Source organism: Parasedimentitalea huanghaiensis, from assembly GCF_009753675.1.
Lineage (GTDB): Bacteria > Pseudomonadota > Alphaproteobacteria > Rhodobacterales > Rhodobacteraceae > Parasedimentitalea > Parasedimentitalea huanghaiensis.
In genome coordinates this window covers 119564-145436 of the sequence record NZ_WQLV01000008.1, presented here as the reverse complement: position 1 = coordinate 145436, position 25873 = coordinate 119564, and the positions used below count along the sequence as shown (strand labels likewise).

28 protein-coding genes are annotated in these 25873 nt (G+C 55.1%); 20 read left to right on the top strand and 8 right to left on the bottom strand.

Going from position 1 to position 25873, the window contains the following annotated elements:
* Window positions 1–123: 123 nt before the first annotated feature.
* The 3 genes from GO984_RS14235 to GO984_RS14225 are packed head-to-tail and all read left to right on the top strand — an operon-like array spanning window position 124 to window position 3633.
* Window positions 124–1059 (top strand): hypothetical protein, encoded by a 936-nt coding sequence (locus tag GO984_RS14235; RefSeq protein ID WP_157023199.1) that lies wholly within the window; start codon window positions 124–126, stop codon window positions 1057–1059.
* The gene (scpA, locus tag GO984_RS14230) at window positions 1022–3151 is read left to right on the top strand and encodes a methylmalonyl-CoA mutase (protein WP_157023197.1); all 2130 of its coding nucleotides are present in this window, start codon (window positions 1022–1024) and stop codon (window positions 3149–3151) included. Before GO984_RS14235 ends, scpA begins: the two co-directional genes overlap by 38 nt.
* Window positions 3151–3633 (top strand): MAPEG family protein, encoded by a 483-nt coding sequence (locus tag GO984_RS14225; protein WP_157023195.1) that lies wholly within the window; start codon window positions 3151–3153, stop codon window positions 3631–3633. Before scpA ends, GO984_RS14225 begins: the two co-directional genes overlap by 1 nt.
* 102 nt (window positions 3634–3735) lie before the next feature.
* Here the strand turns inward: GO984_RS14225 and GO984_RS14220 are convergent, their stop codons facing one another.
* Entirely contained in the window at window positions 3736–4350 is a 615-nt protein-coding gene (locus GO984_RS14220; RefSeq protein WP_157023193.1) for a hypothetical protein, read from the bottom strand.
* An 84-nt stretch (window positions 4351–4434) separates the two neighbouring features.
* Window positions 4435–4830 (bottom strand): hypothetical protein, encoded by a 396-nt coding sequence (locus GO984_RS14215; RefSeq protein WP_157023191.1) that lies wholly within the window; start codon window positions 4828–4830, stop codon window positions 4435–4437.
* A gap of 286 nt (window positions 4831–5116) precedes the next feature.
* Between GO984_RS14215 and GO984_RS14210 the strand changes: the two genes are divergently transcribed.
* The 7 genes from GO984_RS14210 to GO984_RS14180 all read left to right on the top strand — a co-directional run bounded on the left by GO984_RS14210 (window position 5117) and on the right by GO984_RS14180 (window position 9982).
* Entirely contained in the window at window positions 5117–5749 is a 633-nt protein-coding gene (locus GO984_RS14210) for a DUF1007 family protein (protein WP_157023189.1), read from the top strand.
* Window positions 5750–5753: 4 nt separating this feature from the next.
* Complete coding sequence (locus tag GO984_RS14205; protein ID WP_157023386.1) at window positions 5754–6668, top strand: nickel/cobalt transporter; 915 nt, start codon at window positions 5754–5756, stop codon at window positions 6666–6668.
* Between the two features lie 112 nt (window positions 6669–6780).
* Window positions 6781–7383, top strand: a complete 603-nt coding sequence (locus GO984_RS14200; RefSeq protein WP_157023187.1) for a VOC family protein — start codon at window positions 6781–6783, stop codon at window positions 7381–7383.
* On the top strand, window positions 7380–7904 hold the full coding sequence (locus GO984_RS14195) for a GNAT family N-acetyltransferase (RefSeq protein WP_157023185.1): 525 nt from the start codon (window positions 7380–7382) through the stop codon (window positions 7902–7904). The genes GO984_RS14200 and GO984_RS14195 overlap by 4 nt, the downstream gene beginning before the upstream one ends.
* A 9-nt stretch (window positions 7905–7913) precedes the next feature.
* Window positions 7914–8612, top strand: a complete 699-nt coding sequence (locus tag GO984_RS14190) for a molecular chaperone DjiA (protein WP_157023182.1) — start codon at window positions 7914–7916, stop codon at window positions 8610–8612.
* Window positions 8593–9588, top strand: a complete 996-nt coding sequence (locus GO984_RS14185) for an endonuclease/exonuclease/phosphatase family protein (RefSeq protein ID WP_157023181.1) — start codon at window positions 8593–8595, stop codon at window positions 9586–9588. Before GO984_RS14190 ends, GO984_RS14185 begins: the two co-directional genes overlap by 20 nt.
* Window positions 9589–9619: 31 nt before the next feature.
* Window positions 9620–9982: a hypothetical protein gene (locus GO984_RS14180; RefSeq protein WP_157023179.1), complete on the top strand. Its 363-nt coding sequence runs from the start codon at window positions 9620–9622 to the stop codon at window positions 9980–9982.
* On the opposite strand, the gene GO984_RS14175 is transcribed toward GO984_RS14180, so the two are convergent.
* The 4 genes from GO984_RS14175 to GO984_RS14160 all read right to left on the bottom strand — a co-directional run bounded on the left by GO984_RS14175 (window position 9983) and on the right by GO984_RS14160 (window position 14875).
* Window positions 9983–11524: a Ppx/GppA family phosphatase gene (locus GO984_RS14175; RefSeq protein WP_157023177.1), complete on the bottom strand. Its 1542-nt coding sequence runs from the start codon at window positions 11522–11524 to the stop codon at window positions 9983–9985. It lies immediately after the preceding gene.
* Between the two features lie 51 nt (window positions 11525–11575).
* Window positions 11576–12283, bottom strand: coding sequence for a P-loop NTPase family protein (locus GO984_RS14170; protein WP_138164800.1), 708 nt, complete (start codon window positions 12281–12283; stop codon window positions 11576–11578).
* Window position 12284: 1 nt separating this feature from the next.
* Entirely contained in the window at window positions 12285–13352 is a 1068-nt protein-coding gene (locus tag GO984_RS14165; RefSeq protein ID WP_157023175.1) for an AI-2E family transporter, read from the bottom strand.
* A gap of 158 nt (window positions 13353–13510) precedes the next feature.
* Window positions 13511–14875, bottom strand: a complete 1365-nt coding sequence (locus GO984_RS14160) for an FAD-dependent oxidoreductase (RefSeq protein WP_167740347.1) — start codon at window positions 14873–14875, stop codon at window positions 13511–13513.
* 385 nt (window positions 14876–15260) lie between these two features.
* Here GO984_RS14160 and GO984_RS14155 point away from each other — a divergent pair, with 385 nt between their 5' ends.
* From GO984_RS14155 to GO984_RS14140, 5 genes are all read left to right on the top strand, one after another.
* On the top strand, window positions 15261–16463 hold the full coding sequence (locus GO984_RS14155) for an ATP-binding protein (protein ID WP_245231116.1): 1203 nt from the start codon (window positions 15261–15263) through the stop codon (window positions 16461–16463).
* Window positions 16464–16468: 5 nt separating this feature from the next.
* The gene (locus tag GO984_RS23650; RefSeq protein ID WP_245231115.1) at window positions 16469–16891 is read left to right on the top strand and encodes a response regulator; all 423 of its coding nucleotides are present in this window, start codon (window positions 16469–16471) and stop codon (window positions 16889–16891) included.
* 195 nt (window positions 16892–17086) lie between these two features.
* Window positions 17087–18442 (top strand): proline--tRNA ligase, encoded by a 1356-nt coding sequence (proS, locus tag GO984_RS14150; protein WP_157023171.1) that lies wholly within the window; start codon window positions 17087–17089, stop codon window positions 18440–18442.
* 485 nt (window positions 18443–18927) lie between these two features.
* Window positions 18928–19242 (top strand): type 2 periplasmic-binding domain-containing protein, encoded by a 315-nt coding sequence (locus tag GO984_RS23985; protein WP_425339655.1) that lies wholly within the window; start codon window positions 18928–18930, stop codon window positions 19240–19242.
* Window positions 19175–19579 carry a TAXI family TRAP transporter solute-binding subunit gene (locus GO984_RS14140; protein ID WP_167740346.1) on the top strand — a complete coding sequence of 135 codons (405 nt, stop codon included), beginning with the start codon at window positions 19175–19177 and terminating at the stop codon, window positions 19577–19579. Before GO984_RS23985 ends, GO984_RS14140 begins: the two co-directional genes overlap by 68 nt.
* 28 nt (window positions 19580–19607) lie before the next feature.
* On the opposite strand, the gene ftrA is transcribed toward GO984_RS14140, so the two are convergent.
* Window positions 19608–20633, bottom strand: a complete 1026-nt coding sequence (gene ftrA, locus GO984_RS14135; protein ID WP_209279423.1) for a transcriptional regulator FtrA — start codon at window positions 20631–20633, stop codon at window positions 19608–19610.
* A gap of 50 nt (window positions 20634–20683) precedes the next feature.
* Between ftrA and GO984_RS14130 the strand changes: the two genes are divergently transcribed.
* The 4 genes from GO984_RS14130 to GO984_RS14115 all read left to right on the top strand — a co-directional run bounded on the left by GO984_RS14130 (window position 20684) and on the right by GO984_RS14115 (window position 23838).
* Window positions 20684–21064, top strand: coding sequence for a nuclear transport factor 2 family protein (locus tag GO984_RS14130; RefSeq protein ID WP_157023163.1), 381 nt, complete (start codon window positions 20684–20686; stop codon window positions 21062–21064).
* 202 nt (window positions 21065–21266) lie between these two features.
* On the top strand, window positions 21267–21602 hold the full coding sequence (locus GO984_RS14125; protein ID WP_157023161.1) for a hypothetical protein: 336 nt from the start codon (window positions 21267–21269) through the stop codon (window positions 21600–21602).
* A gap of 276 nt (window positions 21603–21878) precedes the next feature.
* Window positions 21879–23165: an ABC transporter permease gene (locus GO984_RS14120; protein ID WP_157023160.1), complete on the top strand. Its 1287-nt coding sequence runs from the start codon at window positions 21879–21881 to the stop codon at window positions 23163–23165.
* Entirely contained in the window at window positions 23158–23838 is a 681-nt protein-coding gene (locus tag GO984_RS14115) for an ABC transporter ATP-binding protein (protein WP_157023158.1), read from the top strand. The genes GO984_RS14120 and GO984_RS14115 overlap by 8 nt, the downstream gene beginning before the upstream one ends.
* 72 nt (window positions 23839–23910) lie before the next feature.
* Here the strand turns inward: GO984_RS14115 and GO984_RS14110 are convergent, their stop codons facing one another.
* Window positions 23911–24591: a hypothetical protein gene (locus GO984_RS14110; RefSeq protein WP_157023156.1), complete on the bottom strand. Its 681-nt coding sequence runs from the start codon at window positions 24589–24591 to the stop codon at window positions 23911–23913.
* Window positions 24592–24944: 353 nt separating this feature from the next.
* Between GO984_RS14110 and GO984_RS14105 the strand changes: the two genes are divergently transcribed.
* Window positions 24945–25523 carry a hypothetical protein gene (locus tag GO984_RS14105; protein WP_209279422.1) on the top strand — a complete coding sequence of 193 codons (579 nt, stop codon included), beginning with the start codon at window positions 24945–24947 and terminating at the stop codon, window positions 25521–25523.
* The last annotated feature ends 350 nt before the right edge of the window (window positions 25524–25873 follow it).

The following is a 25873-nucleotide window of genomic DNA, read 5'->3' as shown; positions in this document are numbered from 1 at the left end:
GGCCCGATCTTGGAAAAACTCAATCTTCGTTAATCGGTTTGAGAGGGGCTGCAGGTAATGTGCGTGCAGTTTTCTTCAAATCGGCTGCACCGCGTGGCCAGTGGCCATAGGACGGGCAAAGCAATGAACGTTTTCTTGCATATTGGGGCACATCGCTGCGCCACCACCAGCTTTCAGGAATATCTGCGTCAAAATTCTGAGGCACTGGACGAGCAGAATATTGGTTTCTGGGGCCCACATCGCACGCGTAATGGGTTGTTCAACGGTATTTTGCCAACACCTTCAGCTGCCACAGGTCGCGACCAGCATCGTCGCGCCATTGGGCGGGTACAGATGCATATGACCCGCAGCATGGATCTTGGGTTGGATCACCTGCTGATCACTGACGAAAATATGATGGGTACGGTGCGCGAAAATCTACGCCTTGGTACGCTTTATTGCGGTGTCGGCGAACGGATGGCGCGGTTTGCTCAGGCCTTTGATGGGCGCGTCACGGATGTGGTTGTGAACCTACGCAGCCTGGAAACCTATTGGGCCTCTGCGCTTGCCTATGGCGTGTCGCGTGGTCACCGGGTGCCCAGTGCGGCAATGCTGGACCGGCTGGTAGACACCCCCCGCAGTTGGCGGGATGTGCTGACCGATGTGGCCTGTGCTGTTCCCGGTGCCCGTATCTGGGCGATGCCGTTTGAAACCTTTGGGGGCCGCCCTGAGACGCAGCTTTCGGCGATGATAGGTCAGGACATGCCACGTGCACATGCCCGTATCCGCCTGAATGCCACACCGCATTTGGAAGAGCTGCGCACGCAGCTTCAGTCTTCGGTGGCGGATCAACTGCCCACAGGGCAGGGACGCTGGCAACCCTTTGACGACGCACAGATTGCGGCTCTTCGCGAAACCTATGCGGATGATCTGATGTGGCTGGCCGCTGGCGGTGATGGCCTGGTGCAGCTGAAACAAGATCCGGACAAAATAGGGCAGGGCATGAACCCGGCCCAGACAGACCTGACAAGAGGAAGACCCCATGACGACCAAGACAGACGAATGGCGGGCACTGGCTGAAAAAGAGCTTCGCGGACGTGCCGTTGATGATCTGAACTGGCAGACCCTCGAAGGGATCGAGGTCAAGCCGATTTATACCGAAGAAGACACGGCTGATTTGCCCCATATGGGATCAATGCCCGGCACCGGCCCCTTTACGCGTGGCGTCAAGGCCACGATGTATGCTGGCCGCCCTTGGACGATCCGGCAATATGCCGGTTTCTCGACCGCCGAAGAGAGCAACGCCTTTTATCGCCGCAATCTGGCCGCAGGCCAGCAGGGGGTCTCTGTTGCGTTTGATCTGGCGACACACCGTGGCTATGACAGTGACCATCCGCGGGTAGAAGGCGATGTTGGTAAGGCCGGTGTGGCCATCGACTCTGTCGAAGATATGAAAATTCTGTTCGATGGTATCCCGCTGGATAAGGTCTCGGTATCGATGACCATGAACGGCGCAGTGATCCCAATTCTGGCCAGTTTCATCGTCGCTGGTGAAGAGCAAGGCCATGACAAATCGCTATTGGCCGGCACCATTCAGAATGACGTGCTCAAGGAATTCATGGTCCGCAACACCTATATCTACCCTCCGGAACCCTCGATGCGGATTGTGTCCGATATCATCGAATACACCTCGAACGAGATGCCCAAGTTCAACTCGATTTCGATTTCCGGCTACCACATGCAAGAAGCCGGTGCCAATCTGGTGCAGGAACTCGCCTATACATTGGCTGATGGCCGCGAATATGTGCGCGCCGCGATTAAGGCCGGAATGGATGTCGACAAATTTGCCGGCCGACTTTCTTTCTTCTTTGCCATTGGCATGAACTTCTTCATGGAGGCCGCCAAACTGCGCGCCGCGCGTTTGCTGTGGCACCGCATCATGACGGAATTTGGCGCCAAATCTGAGCGCTCCAAAATGCTGCGCACCCATTGCCAGACCTCGGGCGTGTCGCTGCAGGAACAGGACCCCTATAACAATGTGGTCCGCACGGCTTACGAGGCGATGGCGGCTGCCCTTGGCGGCACCCAGTCGCTGCACACCAATGCCCTGGACGAGGCGATTGCCCTGCCGACCGATTTCTCGGCTCGTGTAGCGCGCAACACTCAGCTGATCCTGCAGGAAGAAACTGGCATTACCAATGTGGTCGATCCACTGGCCGGGTCTTACTACGTCGAAAGCCTGACGGCTGAGCTGGCTGACAAAGCCTGGGAGCTGATCAAAGAGGTCGAGGATATGGGCGGCATGACCAAGGCCGTGGCCTCGGGGATGCCAAAACTACGCATCGAAGAAAGCGCTGCCAAACGGCAGGCGATGGTGGACCGTGGTGATGAGGTGGTTGTTGGTGTCAACAAGTATCAGTTGGACAAACAAGACCCAATCGAAATTCTGGATGTGGACAACATGGCTGTGCGAGACAGTCAGATTGCGCGTCTGGAACAGATCCGTGCCACGCGTGACACTGCTGCTTGTGAGGCGGCTCTGGAGGCTGTGACCACCTGCGCCAATGAGGGGGGCAACCTGTTGGCCGCCGCGGTTGAGGCAGCACGCGCGCGGGCCACAGTGGGGGAGATTTCGATGGCAATGGAGAAAGAATTCGGACGTCACCGCGCAGAGGTGAAAACTCTGGCTGGTGTGTACGGTGCGGCTTATGAGGGCGACGAAGGCTTTGCCGCCATTCAAAAAGACATCGAAAATTTTGCCGAGGAAGAGGGCCGACGCCCACGTCTTTTGGTGGTCAAGATGGGTCAGGATGGTCATGACCGTGGCGCTAAGGTGATTGCCACAGCTTTTGCCGACATCGGCTTTGATGTGGATGTGGGGCCGTTGTTCCAAACCCCGGCCGAGGCCGCACAGGATGCAATCGACAACGATGTGCATGTGATTGGTATTTCCAGTCAGGCCGCGGGTCATAAAACATTGGCCCCTCAATTGGTGCAGGCGTTGAAAGACGCAGGCGCGGGCGACATTCTGGTGATCTGCGGCGGGGTGATCCCGCAACAGGATTATCAGTTCTTGTATGATGCTGGCGTAAAGGCGATTTTTGGTCCCGGCACCAATATTCCCGAGGCGGCACAGGATATCTTGCAACTGATCCGCGCCACCCGAACCTGATGGGGAAACGCAGCAAGATCGCACTTGGAATGATCGGCGGTGGCCTTTGGGGGCTGCTGCTGGTCGGCGGGCCACAATGGTTGGGCTTTGGTTACATTCCAGCGCCCCTTGCACTACCTGCTGCCTTGCTGACGCCGGGCCTGTTTCTGGTCGCAGTAGTCGGGTTTCTGGCACAGCGGCGGTTTTTTGACGACGCAATTATAGATGGCGAGCCGTTTGCCCATGGCTCGCCGGAAGAGATCGCGCAGCGGGTACTGACCAATACCGTTGAACAGTTGGCTCTGGCACTGGCGATTTGGCCTTTTGTTGCCCTTACATTGGGTGGGGCCGTCGCCATTTCACTTGGCCTTGGCTTTACCCTGATGCGCATGTTGTTTTGGATTGGCTACCTGGCATCGCCGCCTCTGCGCGCACTTGGTTTTGCCGGGACATTCTATCCAACCTTTGTCGCTGCTGTCTGGTCGATAGTGATTTGGCTGTGAGTACTGGACATGCGGGCGGTTCATCCGAATTTTCATAGCCCGCACAACGGGTTAAAGATCAACGCCTTTGTCCGTGCTGCAGGGGCAAAGAGGCCTCAACACCTACATATGGTCGATCACCGCGTCCTCAATGTCCTGAAGAATCGCCATTGAGTTCATAAATAGCGCTGCGGATTGTTCAGCGCTGTTCTTTACAAAACTCGCATCCACCGTGCCACCAATAGACCACACCAAGGAACCTGCAGTTCGCATTAGTCCAGCGCCAACCTTTAGGGCAGTCGGATTTTTGTTCAGCAACAGAAGTTGCTTCTTCAACTTTGGAAGCTCGTTTTCTGCCTTGCTGATCCGCTCCGCCGATTTGTGCGCTTTATCGAGCAATTGTTCAAAGTTCTTCTCTAATTTGACAATGCTTCGCCCAGTTTTGCTCTTCTTCAACTCAGCCTTCTTGATCGTCGATTTGCTCAACTGACTATTCAGCTTTTCCAATTTCTCCATCATTTTAATGATGTCGGCCTGTTTCTGTTGCAATCTGGTATAAGACAGAGATTTGTTCTTTGAGACGTCCGAAAAGTCATCAAGTGCCTTCTTGATCGTCGGCAGGACATCGATACCCAAGGCACCGTTCAAAAGGCTGAGGGTCAGCTCAGAAGTGACTTTGCTGGCGGCATTGGTACAGGCCACTTCTAACGCCTTGATGGAGCCTTTGAGCGACGTCATTTTCTGCTCGATGTTCATCGCGTAGCTTGCGATTTCCTTGGCGCACTGATTGCCAAATGCTTGGTGAACTTTGTCAAGCTCACGCTACATCTGAGTATCTGCATTCCTGTCTTCCAGCTCAATCAAAACAATTTCGGGAATGCGAACCTTGGCAACGCAAGCCCCAAGCTTAAAGCCGCTAATTTTCTTGATATCTGCCTCAAGCTTATCCATGACAGAATCTGCGAGGTTCTTTTCCCAAATAGTTGTGCTTTTGTTCCCTGAACCGGCCATCGCCTTGGCCTGGTTTTGTGCCAACGTCGTTACCAATCCCATGTTCTTCTTGAATTTTGCTATGAATTTTTTGTTGCCGCTTGCAGCTTTGGTAACTTCTTTGCCAAGGTCCTGTGCTGTTACTTCTATTTCTTTGATTTTGATCAGTATTTTGGTTTTTGAACGGTTTTTCTTTAGCTTTTCATAGTGTGTGCCCAGCTTTTGCATTTTGGCCAAAGACTTCGGCGGCTGGTCAAGTTTTTCCGGCCAACACCCGGAAAACTAACGTGATGAAATTTCAACTTTCCCTGCTTTAGTGGTTGGAAATTCATCCGACATATCAAACTCCTCTAAAATCAGAAAAAGGGCAGTTCACTGGCGTTTTAGGCAATTTGTATGGAAAAACAGGTTGTCCCTGTATCACCCTGCATCGCGCAGGCATACATTTGCGCAAATCTTTCTGTTCTACGGGCAGCTCTTGCTGCAAGATTGACCACGCATTACAGATTGTTGCATGAAACATGCCCTGCCTATTCTTACCGCTTTTGCACTGGTTCCTGTAGGGGGCAACGCGCACCCGCATATTTTTGTCAACACCGGGCTAACGGTGATCATCTCAAATGCAGGGCAGTTGGAAGCAGTGGAAATCACCTGGGCCTATGATGAATTTTATTCCTTGCTGATCTTCGAAGATCTGGCGCTGGATGCTGACTTTGACGGCGAGTTGACACAGCAAGAACTTGATAAATTACAAGGGTTCGATCTGCAGTGGAGCGAAGGTTATGAAGGTGACAGTTACTTGACGAACAACGGTGTGAAGCTGGCCCTCGGGGCAGGTGAACATTTGTTGACAGAAGTCTCCAATGGTCAGATCACCACCCGTCACCGCAGAGAGCTGGCGCAGCCGGTTTCCGCGGATGGTGTTGTGTTCAGAGCTTATGATCCAACATATTACACAGCCTATACTTTGAACCAAGGGTTGGAGGTCAGTGGTGACTGCAAGGGGGAAATCACACCGCCGGATCTGAATGCTGCGTATAGCATGGTTGAAGAGCTGCTCTACTCAATGCCAGCCAGCCAGACGAATGATGCATATCCGGAAGTTGGCGAAGCCTTTGCAGATGTTGTGCGGCTGAGCTGTGAGTAAATCTATGCGCTGGATTGCTTTGATCGCTGCGATAGGTCTTACCATTGCCGCTGTTTATTTTTGGTTCATGGGAGGTGCTGAGCCGTTCCTTGCTTGGGCAGCCGAGAGCCAAAGACAGGTGCAAAACGCAATGGCACGCGGTTTGCGGTCTCTGCGCGCAGGGGAACCCGGGGCGCTTATGGCGCTGCTAACATTGTGTTTCAGTTACGGTTTCTTTCACGCAGCCGGACCAGGCCACGGAAAACTGGTGATCGGCGGCTATGGTCTGGGTAAGCCGGTCCCAATGTTACGGTTGGCCGGGCTGGCAATCACAGCGTCGCTGGCACAGGCCGCAACAGCGGTACTGTTGGTGGCAGGCGGTCTGTCCCTGTTTGATTGGCGCCGCGAGCAGCTGACAAGTGCCGCAGAGGATGTGTTGGCGCCGGTTTCTTATGGGCTGATTGCCCTCGTTGGCCTTTGGCTTTTGTTGCGGGGGGGGCGCCGCTTGCTCCGGACCTGGCAAGCCGAACCCCATGGCCATCATCACGATCATGATGCTCCGGAAGATGGGGGGGAGTGTGCGACCTGCGGGCACCGGCATGGACCAACGCTAGAAGAAGCCGCAAACATGTCCTCTTGGCGCGATGCAGTGGCGATTGTAGGTGCGGTGGCGATCCGACCCTGTACTGGGGCGGTGTTTCTACTGCTGCTCACCTGGCGTATGGGGATATTGTGGGCTGGTATTGCCGGAGCTTTTGCCATGGGGCTGGGAACGGCTTTGGTTACAGTTGTTATGGCGGTGGCCGTGGTTACCCTGCGAAAAGGGACATTGGCACAGATGCAGGGAACCGGTGCGCTGCGGGCCGCTGCGGCTCTTGAGATCTTCGCCGGGACTGTGGTTGTCGTTTTGGCCAGTCAGATTTTCATGCGGGCGCTGTAACCCGCATAATTGCCCCAAAGTTCGGCATATTGGCATCCCTTCGCTCACCTGAACTATCACCTTGCCCCCGGTCTTTTCGCGGCTAAGGTGACGCTAATAACAGGAGCGTGTGATGGAACTGGATCATCTGGCAGTGGCGGGCGAAAGCCTTGAGGCGGCGAAGGCCCATGTGGAAGAGGCGCTAGGCGTTCCGTTGCAGATGGGGGGGCAACACGCCATGTTTGGCACCCATAACTATCTTCTGGGTCTTGCCGACGGGTTGTATCTGGAGGCGATCGCAATTGATCCAAATGCAACGCCGCAGCGTAGTCCCTGTTGGTTTGATCTGGACCGGTTTTCCGGTGCGCCCCGCATCAGTAACTGGATCTGCCGCTGCGCAGATATGGCAAAAGAGTTAGCTGAACTGCCAAAGGGGGCAGGGGCGCCTGTTGCCTTGACCCGTGGCGACCTGCGCTGGGATATGGCAGTGCCTGACGATGGAATTCTGCCTTATGACAATATGTTCCCAGCTCTGATTGAATGGCACAGCGCGCATCCGGCTCCAAACCTGATACAGCAAGGATGTCAGTTGAAGCGACTGACCATATCCCACCCTAATGTGGATCAGCTGCAAACCCAATTGCCACTGGTCGATGACCGGGTCGCCTATGAACGCGGTGAGGCTGGATTCGAAGCTACCTTTGATACCCCTCATGGGGTGAGGAGCCTGCAATGATCATCCGACCGGCACAGCCCGAAGATGCCGGTGCAATCTGCGATATCATCAATGCACTTGTACGCGATACATTGGTGACCTTCACCACACTCGAAAAGACCACTTCTCAGGTGCGCGCAGACATTGCAGAGAAAGCGGGCAGGTATCTTGTCGCCGAGTTGGATGGACAAGTGGTTGGGCATGCCAACTACGGCGCATTTCGCGGGGGGCCTGGGTATCGCTATACAGCGGAACATACCATTCATCTGGTCTCCAGCGCAAAGGGGAGTGGTATTGGTCGCGCGCTGCTGCTGGCTCTTGAAGATGTCGCCGCTCAGGCCGGGCTTCATGTGCTTGTGGCTGGGGTCAGCAGTGCCAACCCTGCTGGTTTGAAATTTCACGCTGCGATGGGATACAGTGAAGTGGGTCATCTGCCCGAAGTTGGACGCAAAAATGACCAGTGGCTGGGGACAGTCCTGATGCAGAAAATCCTGCCTCCCCGCTCGCAAGCCGAACCTGACAGTTTTGACAAAAAGGATTAGAGTAAACACATGTCACTCTGGGCCCGAATATCAGAAGCCATTGCAGCCCTTGCAAAGGGGGAAAACCTGTCTCAGGTGTTTGATCACCTGCGCGGATCGCCGGAAAAAACGGTTGGCTTTGCCATTGCGGTAATTGCACTGGGGGCCAAGATGGCCAAGGCGGATGGACAGGTTACGCGTGACGAGGTGACCGCTTTTCGTGAAGTCTTCCAGATTGCCAGCGGAGATGAAGCAGGCGCCGCAAAAGTGTTTAACATGGCGCGTACTGATGTGGCGGGCTACCGCGAATATGCCCAACGGATCCAGGCAATGTTTGCTGAAGATCCCACAACCCTGTCTGACCTGATGGAGGGCCTGTTTCACATTGCTATGGCAGATGGGTTTTATCACCCCAATGAGAACGAATTCCTGCGCGAGGTGTCGCTGATCTTTGGTTTGGATCTTACGCAGTTCCGGGCGCTTCGGGCGCGGTTTGTACCTGATGCACCTCAGGATCCCTTTACCATATTGGGGGTGAACCCTGACATGCCGCGCGACGAGATCCGTAAACATTGGCGCAAGTTGGTTCGTGAGACACACCCCGATGCCATGATAGCACGCGGGGTGCCGGAAGAGGCGGTCCGTCTGGCTGAGAAGCGGATGATTGATATCAACCGCGCCTGGGATCAAATCAACGGATGTGCAAAATATGCGGCTTGTCAGCTATAACGTCGAGTGGTTTGCATCGCTGTTTGATGAGAAGGATCAATTGATCCTGGATCAGGCGCCATCAGGGCGACATGGGGTCGATCGTTACTCTCAGGGACATGCGCTGGCACATGTGTTTCAGGCCTTTGATGCGGATGCTGTCATGGTCATCGAGGCCCCCAATTCTGGCCGCCAGCAAAGCACGGTAAAGGCGTTAGAGAACTTTGCCGAGAGGGCAGGGATCAGGGCGCGCCGCGCTATTATGGGGTTTACCAATGATACTCAGCAGGAAATTGCCCTGTTGTATGACCCCGATGCTTTGCAGGCGCGACATGATCCGTTGGAAAGCAGCGAGGCCCCGCGTTTTGATGGAACATTCAAAATTGATCTCGATGTCGACGCCAAGCTGGATCATGTGACTTTCTCCAAACCACCATTGGAGCTTTTAGTAACCACAGCCACTGGGCGTGCCGTTCGTCTGATTGGCGCCCATCTGAAATCAAAGGCGCCACATGGTGCGCGAAATGCGGATGCGGTGACCCGGCTTTCAATTGCCAACCGGCGTAAACAACTGGCGCAGGCGATCTGGTTGCGCGGCCGCGTGGATCAACACCTGAGCGCCGGTGATGATTTGGTTGTGATGGGAGATCTGAACGACGGCCCCGGTCTTGATGAATACGAGTTGCTGTTTGGTCGCTCAACGGTGGAGATTGTGATTGGCGATGACATGATGGATCCACACGCCCGTCAGGTGATGAAGCCCCGAGCCAGTGTTCAGCCCAGCACTTCGCGGTTCTACAACGCTACCACCAAGCGATATTTCCGTGCGCTGCTGGACTACGTGATGGTGTCGCCAGGATTGATGAACTCTGCACCCAGCTGGCGGATCTGGCACCCGTTTGAGGACGGAGACTGTTACAACAACGCCGACCTGCGCGAAGCACTACTGACGGCGTCCGATCATTTTCCTGTCTGTTTAGACATTGATCTGACTTAAAATCAGCAACCAACCAGCCTATATTGATCGAATGAAACAGATTTTACCTCTTACTTTTGCAGCATTGATTGCACTGCCCGCAGTTGCCCAAGACCAGGATCAGGATCCCAGCCTGATGGAACAGGGGTTAGAGCTGTTCTGGGAAGGGCTGCGGCAGGAAATGGCTCCAACACTGGATGACATGCGCCAACTGGCCGAAACGCTGGGGCCCTCGATGCAGGGATTCCTGAGCGAAATGGGGCCCGCGCTGGCAGAGATTGCCAATCAGGTTGAAGATTGGAGTGCTTACGAGATGCCCGAGATCCTCCCCAATGGGGATATCATCATCCGTAAGAAACCTGGTCAAGAACAACCGCAACAGCAGCCGCAGACCGACGGGCAAACTGATATTTGATCAGTCGCGGACCTGAACCGTAACCTTGGCCCCCAGTGTACTCACCAGCGATTTGAGCCGCGCTTCGGCCACCTCTCCAAACAGGGGCTCCATGTCGCGTGGCAGGGTCAGAGACAGTATCCTTTTGCGGGGCTGCCACTTCAGCTTGCCGATATCTCCATCCTGAGACACCATCAGCATGGCGCCAAACCGCATCGCCTTACCCAGTATTTCGGCCTCCTGGCGGCCCTTTTCATCCAGCAGCTCATAGAGATCCTGGAACGGCGTGCCTTCGCGTTTGTTGCGATAGCGATGAAGCAGTGCCAACCCCAGAAAAACCCGCTCGGAATGTTTTAGCCCGCCCAGATTGGCGCGGGTCGCATTATCAAAGCAGACTTCGGCCCGGTAATCAGGGTGGGCGCGCCAGCTGACGTCATGCAGCAGACAGGCGGCTTTGATCAGTCGCTTGGTTGTGTCAGGGCTGGATTTGAACAGTGGCAGTACAAAATTATACAGGGTTTTGCCAAAGCCGGGCATGCGCGCATCTTTGGCCTCGGCGAAGCGACAGGATTCAACCAGCGGATCCCGCTTGCGCAGGCGCTGTGGCATTTGTTCGTACAGTAGCCCCTCACGGATGCCATAGCTGGAAACAGCGATATCCTTGGGCTTAAAGGTGCGCACCAGCCGGGCCAGAACGTCCACCGCATAAGGCACCAGCGACATCCGGGCGGAGGACAGGCCACAGGCGTTGCGCAGAGTTTCCAAATCCTGTGAGTCGATATATTTGATGGTGTCGCGCACACTTTGCGCCGTCATCCGGTATTCATGCAGAACTTTCAGTGAATATCCGCGCCGGGCCATATCGATGCGGGCGATGGCGCGCCAGCTGCCCCCAACAAGGAACAGGCGGTCCTTTTGCGGCCCCATCTTTTCCTTCAGGTCATGGATCACCTGCTTGATGTGATCCTTGCGGCCCTTTCGCCCACCAGGCAGTTCGCGCAGCTTCAGCGGTCCCAGCGAAGAGGTCACCCGCTTGCCAACACGCCCCTCCTGAATTTCAGCCAGTTCCATCGACGAACCGCCGATATCACAGACCAGCCCATACGAGCCGGGCCATCCCAGCAAAACACCCTGCGCAGACAGGCGTGCCTCTTCACGGCCGTCGATGACCCAGATTTTCAGCCCGGTTTCACGCAATACGTCGTTGCAGAAATCGGGCCCATCACTTGCGTCCCGGACAGCGGCGGTTGCCACCACAGACAGCGGCGGCAGACCCATGCCCTGTGCCAGGTTCTGAAAACGCCGCAGTGCCGATAGAGCCCGAATGCGCCCCTTTGGGTTCAACATGCCGGTTTCCGACAAGCCAGACCCCAAGGCACACATGATTTTTTCGTTGTAGAAATAGGCTGGGCTGCGCGCGGCCCCATCAAACACCACAAGGCGGACAGAGTTTGACCCAACATCCACCACGCCAACCCGTGACAAGGCACGGGCACCAGGGTCTTCAAACAGCGGGCGCTCAAATGGCCCCCACTCAGCAGTAGGATCCGGTGACACGTTCATGATCTTCCCCAGGTCGTCGTGGGCATAGGATGCGAAATCAGCTGTCGCGGGTCAATCATCCTTTGGGTCCGATTCTAGACTCATTTCGTATTGATTTTGTGACAACAATCTAATGGCCAAAGGGCGTGACAGTGTGTGGCCCTCGGAGAGCGATATTTCGTCCATCTGTTCAACAATCTGCGCGGCGGCCTCAAAAGAACGATCCATATGGGCAACCAGATAAGGGATGACATCGGGCTTGGGCATGATCTGGCGATCATTAAATAGTTTCGCCAGTACCACAGCCAGCAATGCGTCGTCTGGGGCTTCAAGCGCGACATGGGTTGCTGCCTGCACCCGGCTTTGCAAGTCCGCCAATGTCAGACCCCATAGGTTCGGTGCGGGTTGCCCTGTGAGCATCAGTGCATGGCCATTCGCCAGCACCATATTGTGCAGGTGAAACAGCGCCTCTTGGGCCTGCGGATCACGGGCAATGTTGGGCACGTCTTCAACAGCCACCGGACCGCTGGCCAAATTGGGAACCTTATCTTCGGTCAGATCGGTGGCGGCAATGATGCGCGCACCGGACTGGCTGGCCCAGACATGCACCAGATGGGTTTTGCCAGCGCCACGAGGGCCGCTTAGCACCAGTTTGCCGCTTGGCCAGCTGAAACTTGCATCCAACATCGCCACCGCCATTGCATTCGATGGCGCTACAAAAAAGTCATCTCTCCCTAACGCCGGCTTGGCGGGAAGATCAAAGCTAAGCTGTCTGTGCATATTAGTCGGCGTCCTGATGGCCTTGGCCTTGGTATAGTCGGCTGTCCAGATACTGCTCGGTGAAGAAACGTGCAACCACGCCTAGGGCTGCGGCCATTGGAACTGCGACCAACATGCCGACAAAGCCAAACAAAGACCCAAACACCGACAGTGCTAACAGCAGCCAAACGGGGTGCAGCCCAACCGAGTTTCCAACCAGCTTGGGCGTCAGCACATTGCCTTCGATCACCTGGCCAATGGCAAAGATGATGGCAACGGCGCCAATTGAATACCAATCACCCCAGAACTGGAACAGTGCCAGCCCAATAGCCAAAGCGCCACCAATCAGCGCGCCAAGGTAGGGGATGAATGTGACCAGCCCTGCAATAAACCCAACGGCCAGACCAAAGTTTAGCCCCACCAGCATCAGCGCAACAGCGTAGTAGGTGCCCAGGATCAAACAGACGGTCCCCATGCCGCGAATGAACGAGGCCAGCACGGCGTCAATTTCACCGGCCAACCGGCTGATGGTTTTGGCGTGGTCGCGCGGCAGCAGCTCGCCAATACGGGCCGTCATCCGGTCCCAGTCCAGCAACAGGTATATCGACACAACCGGCACGATTACGATCAGGATCACCACGTTAAGCAGGGACACGGCAGACCCAAGCACGGTTTCAAGCACGCCCACCCAATGGCTCTTGAGCGTGTCAAACAGAGTGGTGATGGCCTGGTGCATCTGGCTTTTCTCGTCAAACAGTGACGGGAACTTCTCAAAGGCAAAGGCGCGCGCATCACGGAACAGTTCGGGCAGAACCTGTACCAGTTCGATTAATTGGAAAATCAGAGTTGGTATCACGACCAGCAAAAGCAGCAGGAATACCAGCACCGACCCCACCGTGATTACTGCGGTGGCACCTGCGCGGGTTAGCCCCATGCGCTCTAGCCGGTCTGCAATTGGATCGATCAGATAGGCCACCGCTCCGCCCAGTACAAATGGCAGCAACACATCGCCCAAGGCCCAAAGCACCACTACAAAGACAAGGGCCGCAATGCCCCAGTAACTCATCTGCTTTTTTGCCGGTAGCGCCATGTTCTTTTTGCCCAATCTGGTCCGCGTCCACTATCTTGAGCGCGATCTTCACCTAAGGCCAGCACGCGTGCAAGGGGCAGGGGGTAATCCCCGGTGGGTAAGCAAGGGACTGCTGCGGTTTTGCTGTGGATAAAGCGACCGCGACGGGAGCGGGCGCCCTAGTCGATGCGAACGCCCTGCCGCTTCAGTTCGGTCTGAACAGCCACGATATCAACCTGATCTAGCGGAGTGTTGCTGCGAATCGACTGCGCGGCAGCAATGCCAGCCCCCTGACCAGCCACCGCGCAACAGGCCATATTGCGGGTGGCGGCATGGGCCACCTTATCCCCACCAATAGCGCGACCTGTGACCAGCAGGTTCTTCACGCCCTTGGGTAGCATACAGCGGTAGGGGATCTGCATGTAACGTCCGGTAGTAGGCAAGATCAGGATTCCATAGCCGTCGATGAACTCGGGATAGATGCCGATAGTATCGTCAAAGCGACCCTGATTGCGGGTCTCGTCCTCGGTGATGTTGTGCATGGCGTCGATCTTGCGGGTGTCGCGAATGCCAAGTGTCATGCCAAAATTACGCAGCCGCGCAGCCTCACATCCCGGCGTGTAGGCCTTAAGGGCCTCAATCGCCAACATCGCTTGTTTGCGACCCTCGATCTCGCCACGGGTCATGCTGTCTGGATCGGTGCCATCAATCCCAGCCAGATGCACCAGGTTCATATAGGTCATCTCGCCACTGTCATGCACCGCGCCCCAGGTGCCGCCAATGGTGTTTAGATGCGCCGGGATAACCCCGTCCCGGATCGCCTGACCAAAGGGTTTGGCCAAAAAGGGAGAGAACATCTCGTCCTCTTTTCCGTCGGTTTCCACCTGCCATTCACCGGTCGACCAATCGGCATAGGTCTGCGGGTCCGCCTTTACCCCGTCCATGAATTTCTGCTTATCAACGCCCGCTATGTGGAACATCACCGATGCCGCCTGCATGTCCTCAATCGGAGTTTTGATACAGGGGGCGCCCATCATATGGGCGATGTCTGCATCGCCTGTGGCATCAATCACCCGCTTGGCCAAAATCGCCTCGCGCCCGGCTTTGGATTCGACGATCACCCCAGTAATAGTATAGCCTTCGCGGATCGGAGCCACAAACTGGCGGTGCAACATCGGGTGAATTCCGGCCTCTTCCACCAGCTTGTCCGCCACCAGTTTAAATCCTTCGCTGTCCAGCTCATAGCTTAAAGACTGGCTCTCTGGCACCGCAGCCCCCATTGCCTTGGCGCGCTCTTCGAACTCCCAGCCGATGCCCCCTGCTTCAACCGTCTGTTCGTGGCGATACCATGCAAAACCTTCGACCCCGACAGTGGTGATATTGCCGCCAAAACAGCCAAACCGGTCCAGCAAGGCCACCTGCACACCAGCCCGCGCTGCCGCAAGTGCAGCCGCCAACCCACCGGGACCTGATCCGATCACCAGGACTTCGGTTTCATGGATGACGGGTATTTCGCGGGAGGGTTCGGTTATGGTCTTGGTCACGGGGGCTGCTCCACCTAAATTTCGGGCAACATATGAAACTTGAATGAGCATTCTAGAAAATTCGCGACACGGGTCGTCAAAACCGACACCCAACATAAGTATAGCCGCAATACTATTGCGCAAAGAAACGAGCCTCTGCAAAAGACGGGGACTGTTCGCAAGCCCATTTTATTCCACCGTAACGGATGCGCGCTTTGCAGCTGTTGGCGACATGGCTTTCTTGGGGGGAAGGTGCCTCTGACGGACTGCGTAAAACCAAAATGTTCACTTTGGTAACCACCCGCGCTTTTGGTTTTGTTGCACATCGTGGGCCATGAAATGATTTGCTAACATTTACTTATTAGTCAATTCTGGATGAAATTGAGCGATATAAGCCCGCGTACCCATGGCCTTGCGAGAATTATTAGTGCTTCTAGACGGACCATCCAATCAGTTTGAGCTATTCGAGGCCATGAATCTCGCTGTCATCGTTCTCGAAGTTGGAATGGATGGTTTGCCGCGATATGTTATGATGAATGCAGTTTCCCGCAACATTGCAGATCTGACGCGTGACGACTATTTGGGTAAAACTGCGTTAGAAATTTATGGTGGCGCGATGGGGGAACGGGCTTTGGCTAAACAGCTCGAAGTCGTTCACGCTAGAAAAGAAATTACCTACGAAATCACTATGCCCAAAGTTCAGCGAACCTTTTATTTGCGGACGACAATGAAGCCCATTTTTGGTGCAGATGGCAGATTAACACATCTGATCGGGTCATCCATGGATGTGACCTCAGAACGGGAACTGGACACGGCTCTGGAGCTTGCAAAAATAGCGAAGGAAAAGGCCGAGGAGGCCGGTCGAATAAAAGAACGGTTTCTGGCCAATATGAGCCACGAAATCAGAACTCCCATGAACGGTATATTGGGAATGAGCGAGCTGTTGTTGGAAAGTGAGCTCGACGAACAGCAAGTAGTGTTTGCAAATACCATCCATAACTCGGCGGATGCACTGCTTGAAATCATCAACGATATATTAGATTTTTCAACAATCCAGGCGCAAAGGGTTTCACTTCGTGATGAACCGTTTTCTCTGAATGGAATGGTTCGCGAGATTGGCGATCTGTTATGGGCACGCGCGGCTTATAAGGGCATAGATTTACGCATAGATTATCCAGAAACCGAACCTCAGCATTTTGTAGGTGATGTGAACAAACTGCGTCAGGTTTTGCTGAACTTAATTGGGAACGCAATCAAGTTTACAGAAGAAGGCCATATTACACTCGGCGTTCACTTCGATCCAAATAGCCAGAGCTATCCCCTTTGTATTACCGTTTCTGACACAGGAATAGGGATCGACGACAGTCGTAAAGATACCATTTTTTCGGCATTTGAACAGGTTGACAGCACTGCAACCCGCGAAGTGGAAGGAACAGGCCTGGGCCTTGCGATCACACAGGCGCTGGTTGAACTTATGGGGGGGCGGTGCGTGTCGACTCCGCACTGGGCGATGGAACCACCTTTTCGGTACTGCTTGATTTGCCGATATCAGAGCAAGCTGTCGGGTCGCCTGCGCCGGAAAACGCGATCACTTCTGATAACTCTTTAGGTTCTTTGTCTGAAACAACGCAGAACGTGGATGCAGAGTTTGGTGAGACCTCTGGGATACTTGATGGGCTGAAAATCCTTGTTGCCGAGGATAACAAAACCAATCAGTTGGTTGTCAAAAAGATGCTCAAACTAACCGGGGCAAATTTGCACTTTGTTTCTAACGGGCTGCAGGCGTTTGAAGCGTATAAAAGTGGGGAATGGGATTTGATTCTGATGGATCTTTCCATGCCGGTTTTAGGCGGGCTTGAAGCGACACGCATGATCCGCAATTACGAAAAAGAAACCCAGTATCCCGCGTGCCGGATCATTGCATTGACCGCCAATGCCCAGCCCAGTGACGCCGAGGCCTGTCTTTCGGCCGGTATGAACAGTTTCATGACTAAACCGTTTCGCAAAGCAGAGCTATTGGCAAAGGTTCAGGTTTAGCGGCAAAAGTGTAGCTGGCAAACGTCAAGCCAGCTGGTTTCCTACACAGGGCATAGGGGTCGTAATTACGCCTGAAGGTTTAGGTATCTGTTCCGTGCCGACTGTCACACAGGGGCCATCTGCACACTTGCCCAGCTTGGTCACACGCTCTAAACCGGGCTAAAGTTCAAGATTTCATCACGCACCGGAGTGCCCATGCGCCTGTCCCGCTATTTTTTGCCCGTTCTGAAAGAGACGCCATCTGAGGCGCAGATCGTCAGTCACCGTCTTATGCTGCGTGCCGGCATGATCAAACAGTCTTCTGCCGGGATCTATTCCTGGCTGCCAATGGGCTTCAAGGTTCTGAAGAAGATTGAAACCATCGTGCATGACGAACAAATGCGGGCGGGTCACATCCCGATGCTGATGCCCACGCTGCAATCTGCGGATCTGTGGAAAGAGTCCGGTCGTTATGATGATTACGGTAAGGAAATGCTGCGGATCAGTGACCGCCACGGTCGCGATATGCTTTATGGTCCCACCAATGAAGAGCTGATCACCGACATCTTCCGCAGCCACGTCAACAGCTACAAAGACCTGCCGCTGACCCTTTACCACATCCAGTGGAAGTTCCGCGACGAAGTCCGCCCGCGTTTCGGCGTGATGCGTGGCCGCGAATTCTATATGAAGGACGGCTACAACTTCGACCTCACCAAAGAGGACGCGCTGCACGCCTATAACCGCCATTTGGTCAGCTACCTGCGCTCGTATGAGCGGATGGGCCTGCAGGCGATCCCGATGCGCGCCGATGGTGGCCCAATTGGCGGCGACTATACCCACGAATTCTTGGTGCTGGCTGACACTGGTGAGTCCGAAGTCTTTTATGACAGCGACGTCACCGACTTGAGCTTTGGCGATCGTGAGATCGACTATGACAGCGTCGAGCAGTGTCAGGGTGTGCTGGAAGAGTTCACCACCAAATACGCCCGTACGGACGAAACTCACGACGAAGCTGCGTTCAACGAGGTTCCAGAAGAACGCCGCCGCACCGCGCGTGGCATCGAAGTCGGCCAGATCTTCTATTTTGGCACCAAATACTCCGAAGCACTGGGCGCCAAGGTGCAGGGTCCAGATGGCAAGCCAACCCCGGTTCACATGGGCTCTCACGGGATCGGCGTGTCGCGTCTTCTGGGTGCGATCATCGAGGCGAGCCACGACGACAAGGGCATCATCTGGCCCGAAGGTGTCACCCCGTTCCACTGTGGTATCGTCAACCTGAAACAGGGCGACGACGAGGCGGATGCGGCCTGTAACCAGCTCTACGCTGCACTGACCGCTGCGGGGCTAGAGCCACTGTATGACGACCGTAAAGAACGCGCTGGCGGTAAGTTCGCCACTATGGATCTGATTGGTCTGCCCTGGCGCATCACTGTTGGCCCACGTGGGTTGAAAAACGGTGTGGTCGAACTGACCTCGCGCCGCACCGGTGAAAGCGTCGAGCTAAGCCCGGAAGAGGCGGTGAAAAAGGTCGCCGAGATCTACGCCCCGCACATGACCAGCCGCGGGTTCTGAAGCTAAGGACGAACAGAAAAGAAAAAGGCAGGTCGAAAGATCGGCCTTTTTCTTTAGACACTGTGCAATGCACTGAGCCGATAAGAATTGTGCCGCTTGCGTTTCTTTCCAAATTTGATTTTGTAGGAGAAGTGCGCAGTTAGAGGACTGTTATAGAAGGGTTATGATTTTTTTGAAGAAATTGCTTTTTGGCGAAATCATTTAGACCTGTGTCCCTCTGTCTGACCATAGCATTGAGCTGTACCTCTTTGAGCGCGCAGTCAGCGGATACAAGAACGGCGGTAAGGCAGGTGCCTACTACAGGGCGGGTGAAGCCCTGTGTGGCTTCGTCAACAGCGCGCCAGTAGACATCAACTGCAAAGCAAAAAATACAATGGGTGCAAAAGAAAACTTCCCCAAGATCAGACAGGGGAAGTTTGACTTCATAGATCGCCAGATCTGATTGGGCTAGAGATGCATTGAACGGCGCTGCTGAGTTTGCTGCCGTGGGGGTAGACAAAGACCTTAGGTCGGTGTTTGCACTCTTTGGCGAGCCGATCATGGTCGTCGCCAGACAGGATGCAGGGGTAACAAGCCCGGGGAGTTGGGCAGGCAAGCGGATTGAACCGGGATGGGTGAGCCGCAGTTTGTTCGAAACCCTTCTAAAAATGCACAGCGTTCCCAAAGCTGAATTCCCCACCGGCAGATCGGTCAAATCTGGGCACTTGGGGGAAGCTCTGTGTGGAGGACAGATTGACGCTTTTAGTCCTCATCGGTGCCAGCCCGTCCGGTTTGGTTCAGAAAATCTCCAAAGGCTGTAGCGTTACCTTGGTGAACCTGAGTGGGAAACGCGTTGATCGGCTGGTAAAAGGAGCCAGTGAACTGAGTAAAACAACCATTCCCGGTGGCGTTTACGATGGCGTGGGGGCATCAACTGAATCTTTTGGCTATAACGCTACGGTTTTGTCCAGCGCAGACGTGCCTGAACAGGTTGTCTATGAATTTGTCAAAGCGACATTCCAGAACATAGACAAAATGCGCAATCAGAACCCAGTTTGGTATGATCTGCAGCCTTCGAAAATGATCCGTGATGGCCTTGTCGCACCTCTACATCCCGGCGCGAGCAAGTATTACCGCGAGAGAGGCTGGCTGAACTAACCCATCTCCAGCACTGCGGGAAAGGGTCTTATCCCGTCCGGTGAAAACTCTTCCTGTAATCCGCTGGGGACACTGCCAGAACACTGCGAAAGTGATAGCGCAGGCGGTCTGGGGATTCAAAACCCACTGTTTGGCTGATCACTTCGATTGACTGGGTTGTGGTTTCCAACAACTGGCAAGCGCGTGTTACCCTTTCGTGTGCCAGCCATTGCACGGCGGGCAGGCCGACGTGGTTTTGAAATTGCCGTTGAAATGTGCGGGGCGACATGCCTGCCAGCTTGGCCATAGATGTAATGCGATGAGTTTCGGCCAGTGTACTGCGGACCTCATCCATCATATTTGACAGGCGATGTGCCCCCCCGGGTTTGGCCACAGGCTGCTCGATGAACTGGGCCTGTCCGCCATGTCGATGCCCATGCATCACCAAACGTCGGGCCACCGAATTGGCGATCTCCGCTCCATAATAGTTGCGCACGATATGGACAGAGGCGTCAATTCCGGCCGAACTGCCGGCCGATGTGATAATGTTGCCTTTGTCCACGTATAGTTCGTTTGGGCGTAGGGTAACATCGGGGTATTTCTGCGCAAAATCATCAATATAGCGCCAATGTGTGGTGGCGCTTTGCCCGTTCAGAACGCCGGCAGCCGCCAGCACATAGATGCCCGAGCAGATTGAGAAAAGCAGCGCGCCACGGGCGTGGCAGTCTCGGATGAGGGCGCACAGTTTTTCTGGAACGGGTTCGTCCTTTCCTCGCCATCCCGGCACCACAATGATATCAGCCCGCTCTAGATCCTGCGCCGTTCCGGTGGCCTGCACAATCAATCCGCCGGCCGCAGCGTTTTGTTTGCCTTCGGTTTGTACGGATGAAAATGTGAACAGGTTTCCGCCAAGTTCCGGGCGGCTAAGCCCAAAAACTTCGGTAACAATACCGTACTCGAATGTGCACAGCCCGTCGTAGATCAGCGCAGCCACCCGAGGTGGCACTGCAGCTTGCGACGGCGACTTTGAATTTGGCGCAATTTCCGCCAGTTTTGGCATTTTGTGATGTGGCATTATTTCACTGTACAGGCAAATTGCGACAAAGCAACATAAGGAAGCACACCATGGTTCAGAACCCCGAACTCTTTGACGCCGTACAGGTCTACTTTGACGGCTTATTTCACTGTGACACTGACAAATTGAATGCAGTGTTTCACGAAAGCTCGAGCCTGTTTGATGCCGAAACTGGTGAGATTTTTGCGGAGCCGATTGCACCGTTTATTCGCGACGTTGGGCTAAATGAACCAAACTCTCCGGCCAACCTTGGTCAGGCTCCCGAAAGTGAGATCCTGATGATTGACTGGCTGTCTCCCAAATGCGCCACCGTCAAAATCCGCATCCGCGCACGAGAAAAAGTGTATCAGGATCACCTTGGATTTGTGAAAGGGTCAGACGGTTGGAAAATTGTATCCAAGATCTGGTTCCTGGAGCGCGAGGTTGCATAACCGAGAAATTCGCTGGGTCAGCAAGGGGAGAAAACCAAGCTGGCCCTCTCCACCAGGTGGCTTTTTCGGTTCTTCAGCGCCTTTGACGGGTGCCGAAACGAAACTATTTATGAACGGTCATGCAAAGTTGTTAAAAGGGGGTAGAAATAGGGAAACCCCGCGCTACTTCAAGCAGATCATTTTCGAAAATGGGGATAATCTAATGTCGTTTGCGTGGTTAAAAATGCTTTCTCTTGGGGTAATTGTGTCCTCAATGCCTAATGCCGCCTTGCCTCAGGTCACAGGGGATGCCTTGACTGACGCGCGAAACCGTCAAGTTTGTGGGACTGGTGAGCTGGTGCGGGCCGAGTATCTTGAAAGCGGTGTTCTGCAGGTCTTTTGCCGCGGCGGACCTGTAACCAACAATGTGTTGGAGGGAACGGCATTGGCTGGCGGGGCTGGGGCAGCTGGGCTTGCGGCACTTGTCGTCCTGGCAGTCGTTGTCGGAGACAGCAGCGACGGAACCACCACCACAACAACCACCACAACAACCAGATAACCAATGGTTAGGTTCCGGGCATTACCACAGTGACGTAGTACTTCCTGTGTCGTGTTTGCTTGGCTTATCAAGGCGCTTGTAGCCTCGGTGATGTTTTCACCGGGGCTTGTTGGTGTGGATGTTCCCAAGTCGTGTAGGAGTGGTCCGTTTGCCTACAGAGTTTGCCTACAGACCTGGGCATAGTATTGGGCGGGGATTGTCGCGCAGTCGCAGCCCCCTGCTTGACCCCGGCCGTGTCACAGACCATTTTGGCGGAAAGTCCGAGCAGGAGCCAAAATGGCCAATACACCACCACCGTTTTCGAGATTTGAATGGATGATTGCCTGGCGATACCTGCGTGCCCGTAAAGCGGATGGTGGGGTGTCGGTGATGACATTGATCAGTTTGATCGGGATCGCGTTGGCAGTGTTTGCGTTGGTCGCAACACTGGCTGTGCGCGAAGGTCTGCGTTCGGACATCATCCAGACCATGCTGGGCGCAAATGCCCATGCCGAGGTTCACTACCGGCGCGACTTCAGCGGTGAAATCCCCGTCGACCACCTGATCCGCGATTATAGTAGCCTTGTTGAGAAAATTGGGGGCCTGCCAGAGGTGACCCACGCGTCTCCATTGGTGCGTGGGCAAGTTATGGGCAGCTACAGGGGGCGCAACCTGCCAGTGGATGTCTATGGCATCACACTTGAGGATCTACGCAACTATCCGATGGTGGCAAAACCAAATGAAGCTTTGGGAAGCCTGGATGATTTTGAAACGGGCGTTGCCATTGGCGCAATGATGGCTCGGCAATTGGGGGTAGGGGTTGGCGATCGGATCAAGTTGATTTCCCCTGATGGGGTCAAAACCGCGATGGGAACCTCGCCACGGGTGTCTGCCTATGAGGTGGTGTTTATATTTTCATCCGGGCAGGGTTTCATCGACCAAAGCCGCCTGTACTTGCCACTGGCTCAGGCGCAGAGCTTCTTCAATCGGGAAGGCGCGGTTGATCAGGTTGATCTGCGCCTGACAAACCCGGCAAAGGTTGGTGCACTTATACTGCCCATACTGCGGTCCAGCGGGGATCGAGCCTATGTAACCACTTGGCAAGACAGGGCAGGTGGTATGATTCAGGCGCTCAAGATGCAGGACAACGCCATTTTTATTGTGCTGTCGATACTGGTACTGATTGCGGCGCTTAACATCGTTTCAGGGTTGATCATGCTGGTGAAAAACAAAGGCCGTGACATTGGCATCCTGCGCACAATGGGGTTGAGTCAGGGGTCCATTCTACGCGTGTTTTTCCTGTGTGGCGCCTCGGTAGGCACTGTGGGGACGCTGATTGGTGTCGTTCTGGGCGTAGTGTTCGCTGCCAATATCGACAGTATTTATGGGCTGGTCGATTGGATCACCGGCAGTGGTGTACGTGACTTGGAAGCCAACGGTTTCTTCTTCCCCTCAGCCATTGTGACCATTGGCGATGTCAGCTCAGCAGCGGGCCTCAGCCTCGCTCTCAGCTGGCTGATCACATTCTTTCCAGCCCGGCGTGCCGCGCGAATGAACCCGGTAGAGGCGCTGCGCTATGAGTGAACTGATGTTGGAACTAAATGGGATTTCAAAGTCCTATAGCCGGGGAAAGCCAGGGCAGGTGGATGTGCTGCGTGGTGCCGATCTGAATTTGCGTGCGGGTGAGGTGGTGGCACTGCTGGCGCCGTCTGGCGGTGGCAAATCTACCCTGCTGCATATCGCAGGCCTGCTGGACACGCCGGATGATGGTATGATCAAAGTGGGCGGACAAGAGTTGACGGGCAAAGGTGATCGAAGGCGGACCAGCGTTCGGCGGCAAGATATTGGGTTTATCTATCAGTTCCACCACTTGCTGCCAGAATTCAGCGCGGTGGAAAACATTGTCCTGCCGCAACTGGCCAATGGCACTTCTCAGGGCGAGGCCAACGCAAGAGCACTGGATCTGCTGACGCGGGTGGGACTAGAATCGCGTGCCGATCACCGTCCTGCAGCGCTGTCCGGAGGAGAGCAACAACGCGTGGCCTTTTGTCGGGCCCTGGCCAATCAACCCCGCATTCTGTTGGCCGATGAACCCACCGGAAACCTCGATCCAGGCACGTCAGATCAGGTGTTTGCCGCGCTAATGGATCTGGTGGCGGACACTGGCATGACGGCCCTGATTGCCACTCATAATCTGGATCTGGCGGCCCGGATGGACCGGACCATCCGGTTGGAGAATGGCATCCTGACAGACTAACCCCGGATCTTCATCTAGCCAGAAATATCCTGGGGGAGGCCGCAGGCCGGGGGCAAAGCCCCCTGATACCCACTAGTCACATATTCCTGAAACCTCTGCGTCTTTCCACGGCAGGTAAACATCACTTTCACGGTTTTGCGGCAGGTCGGATACTGGCATGGCTCCGCTGAGCATTTCGTGCAGACGTTTGGTGCGTGGGGCCCTGGGGGCCAGCGCGCGGCAGCAGACGTATTCTTCGACAATGGATCCCTGTTGTTCATATCCGTAGCTGAGGAAGTCGGCGTCTGCCGTCAGTTCAAACAGATAGGGGTCGGTGCGGGTGCCATGTTCGGCGGCGGCGCGCAGCGGGTGATAGCCGGTTTGTTTGCGGTTCTGCCACTGCCAGGCATGGGTCAGCTCATGCGCCAGCAGCATAGCCTCCACCAGATAAAGCCGGTCAGGATAGGCCGGTAGATAGGTATTGGCATACCAGTCCTTGGTAAAGAATATGCGGTTGAATAGGGCCACGGCAGCAGGCGAAGCGGTGACAATCTCATCCTGTACTGGCGGCAGTATACGCTCGCGGCAGGTCAGGCGTGGGCGGGGAAGGCGGCGAAAGGTAACAGAGCCAACCGGCGCACCGCGCACCAAACGAATGCGATCCAGATCCAGCGTCTCGCCGTGGATTTGGCTGATAAACGCGCGCTCCGTCTCTGTCAGGGGACGCCCGCAAGAGGTCACAAGCAACAGGATCAAAAAGAGGCGCAAGATCATAGGGTAAGGTTAGCCGCGCTTTGCTGGCTGGAGCAAGTCCCGACCGCTGGTGCAGGGTGATTTTTTGCACAACAATTGCTCCGCGCGGGATGTCCGGGCAGAGGAGAAAAGCACTTTTTCCTAAAAGATCAACAGAAGGTCTGATCAAAAGGGTAAGGGGGACGGCGCCGCCCATGCGGAAGCGGGCGGGCGTTTCGCCCGCGTCTGATAGCTGTCAAATCGCTCCGGTTTTAAAGGAGCCCAGTGTCCTGTGGCTGGGGGTGTCAGGTCCAGCCGGTGTCGCGACGCCCTGCGTATCGCAGGCTTGGATTAAGGTCCGCCAAGCAGGGCGCGCGCCGGGTAGGCAACAGCTGATGTCTTTTGCCATTTCAACAACAACCTGTTTTGATGACGATGTGTGGTTTTTAAAGGGTGGGGTTATGGGATTTTTTGATTGGTTGTCGGGCACGAAAAAGCCAGAGGCTGGGACCTCGCCAGCCTCCCCCCAGGACATTGAAGCTACCATTTTGGCGGTCAACCGCGAGACTGCGCCTTATAGTGTGACGAAATGCAGCGATGGCAGCTGTGATTTTGCGGCTGAATGGCAGATCATTGATGCAAAGTGGGTAGAGGTGTTTGCCAAGGCAGGGCTGGAGCGGGCGGCGCGGATCAAGATGCGGCTGGATGTGGACAAGCACGAGGTCCGCGTGGTGGATGAGGATTACACCATCAGCTGGCGGGTTGGGGTGCCGACCCTGTCCTTTTCCGCCTCGGCGTTTCGGGGGCAGAAGAAAGAGGTGTCATTCGGCAAGGCCTATGGGTTCACCGAAGAGCTGCGGCCCGGAGAGATCTACAACTATCGCTTTGACAGCAAAGAGATGAAGGCGCCGTTGCAGGATGCGGTGACAGGGCAAGGCTGGGTCTGGCGTGGGGTGGCGTTTGGGAAGTTGTAACTGCGGGGCTGATATTCGCCGCCGTTGGCCCGCGCCTTGGGCTCCGCCCGTTTCGGCCTGAAATGATCCCCCGGATCATTTCCGAGACGACCACAACTCCCCCGTGGAGTTCACACTGGTTCCCGAAGCGGCAAACAGTCCGGGGGACTGTTTGAAGTTTGGACGGGCGGAGCCCTGCGCGCCAACAGGTCAATTCAAAGTGCGCCGATAGCAGGATATCCCCTGGGACGTAAGGCATAGCCGCACGGCCCGCGCCTGACCTTCCCCCCGTGGAGTTTGAACTGGTCCGCGAAGCGGCAAACAATCTGGGGGATTGTTTGAAGTGAGAACGGGCGGAGCCCTGCGCTGAT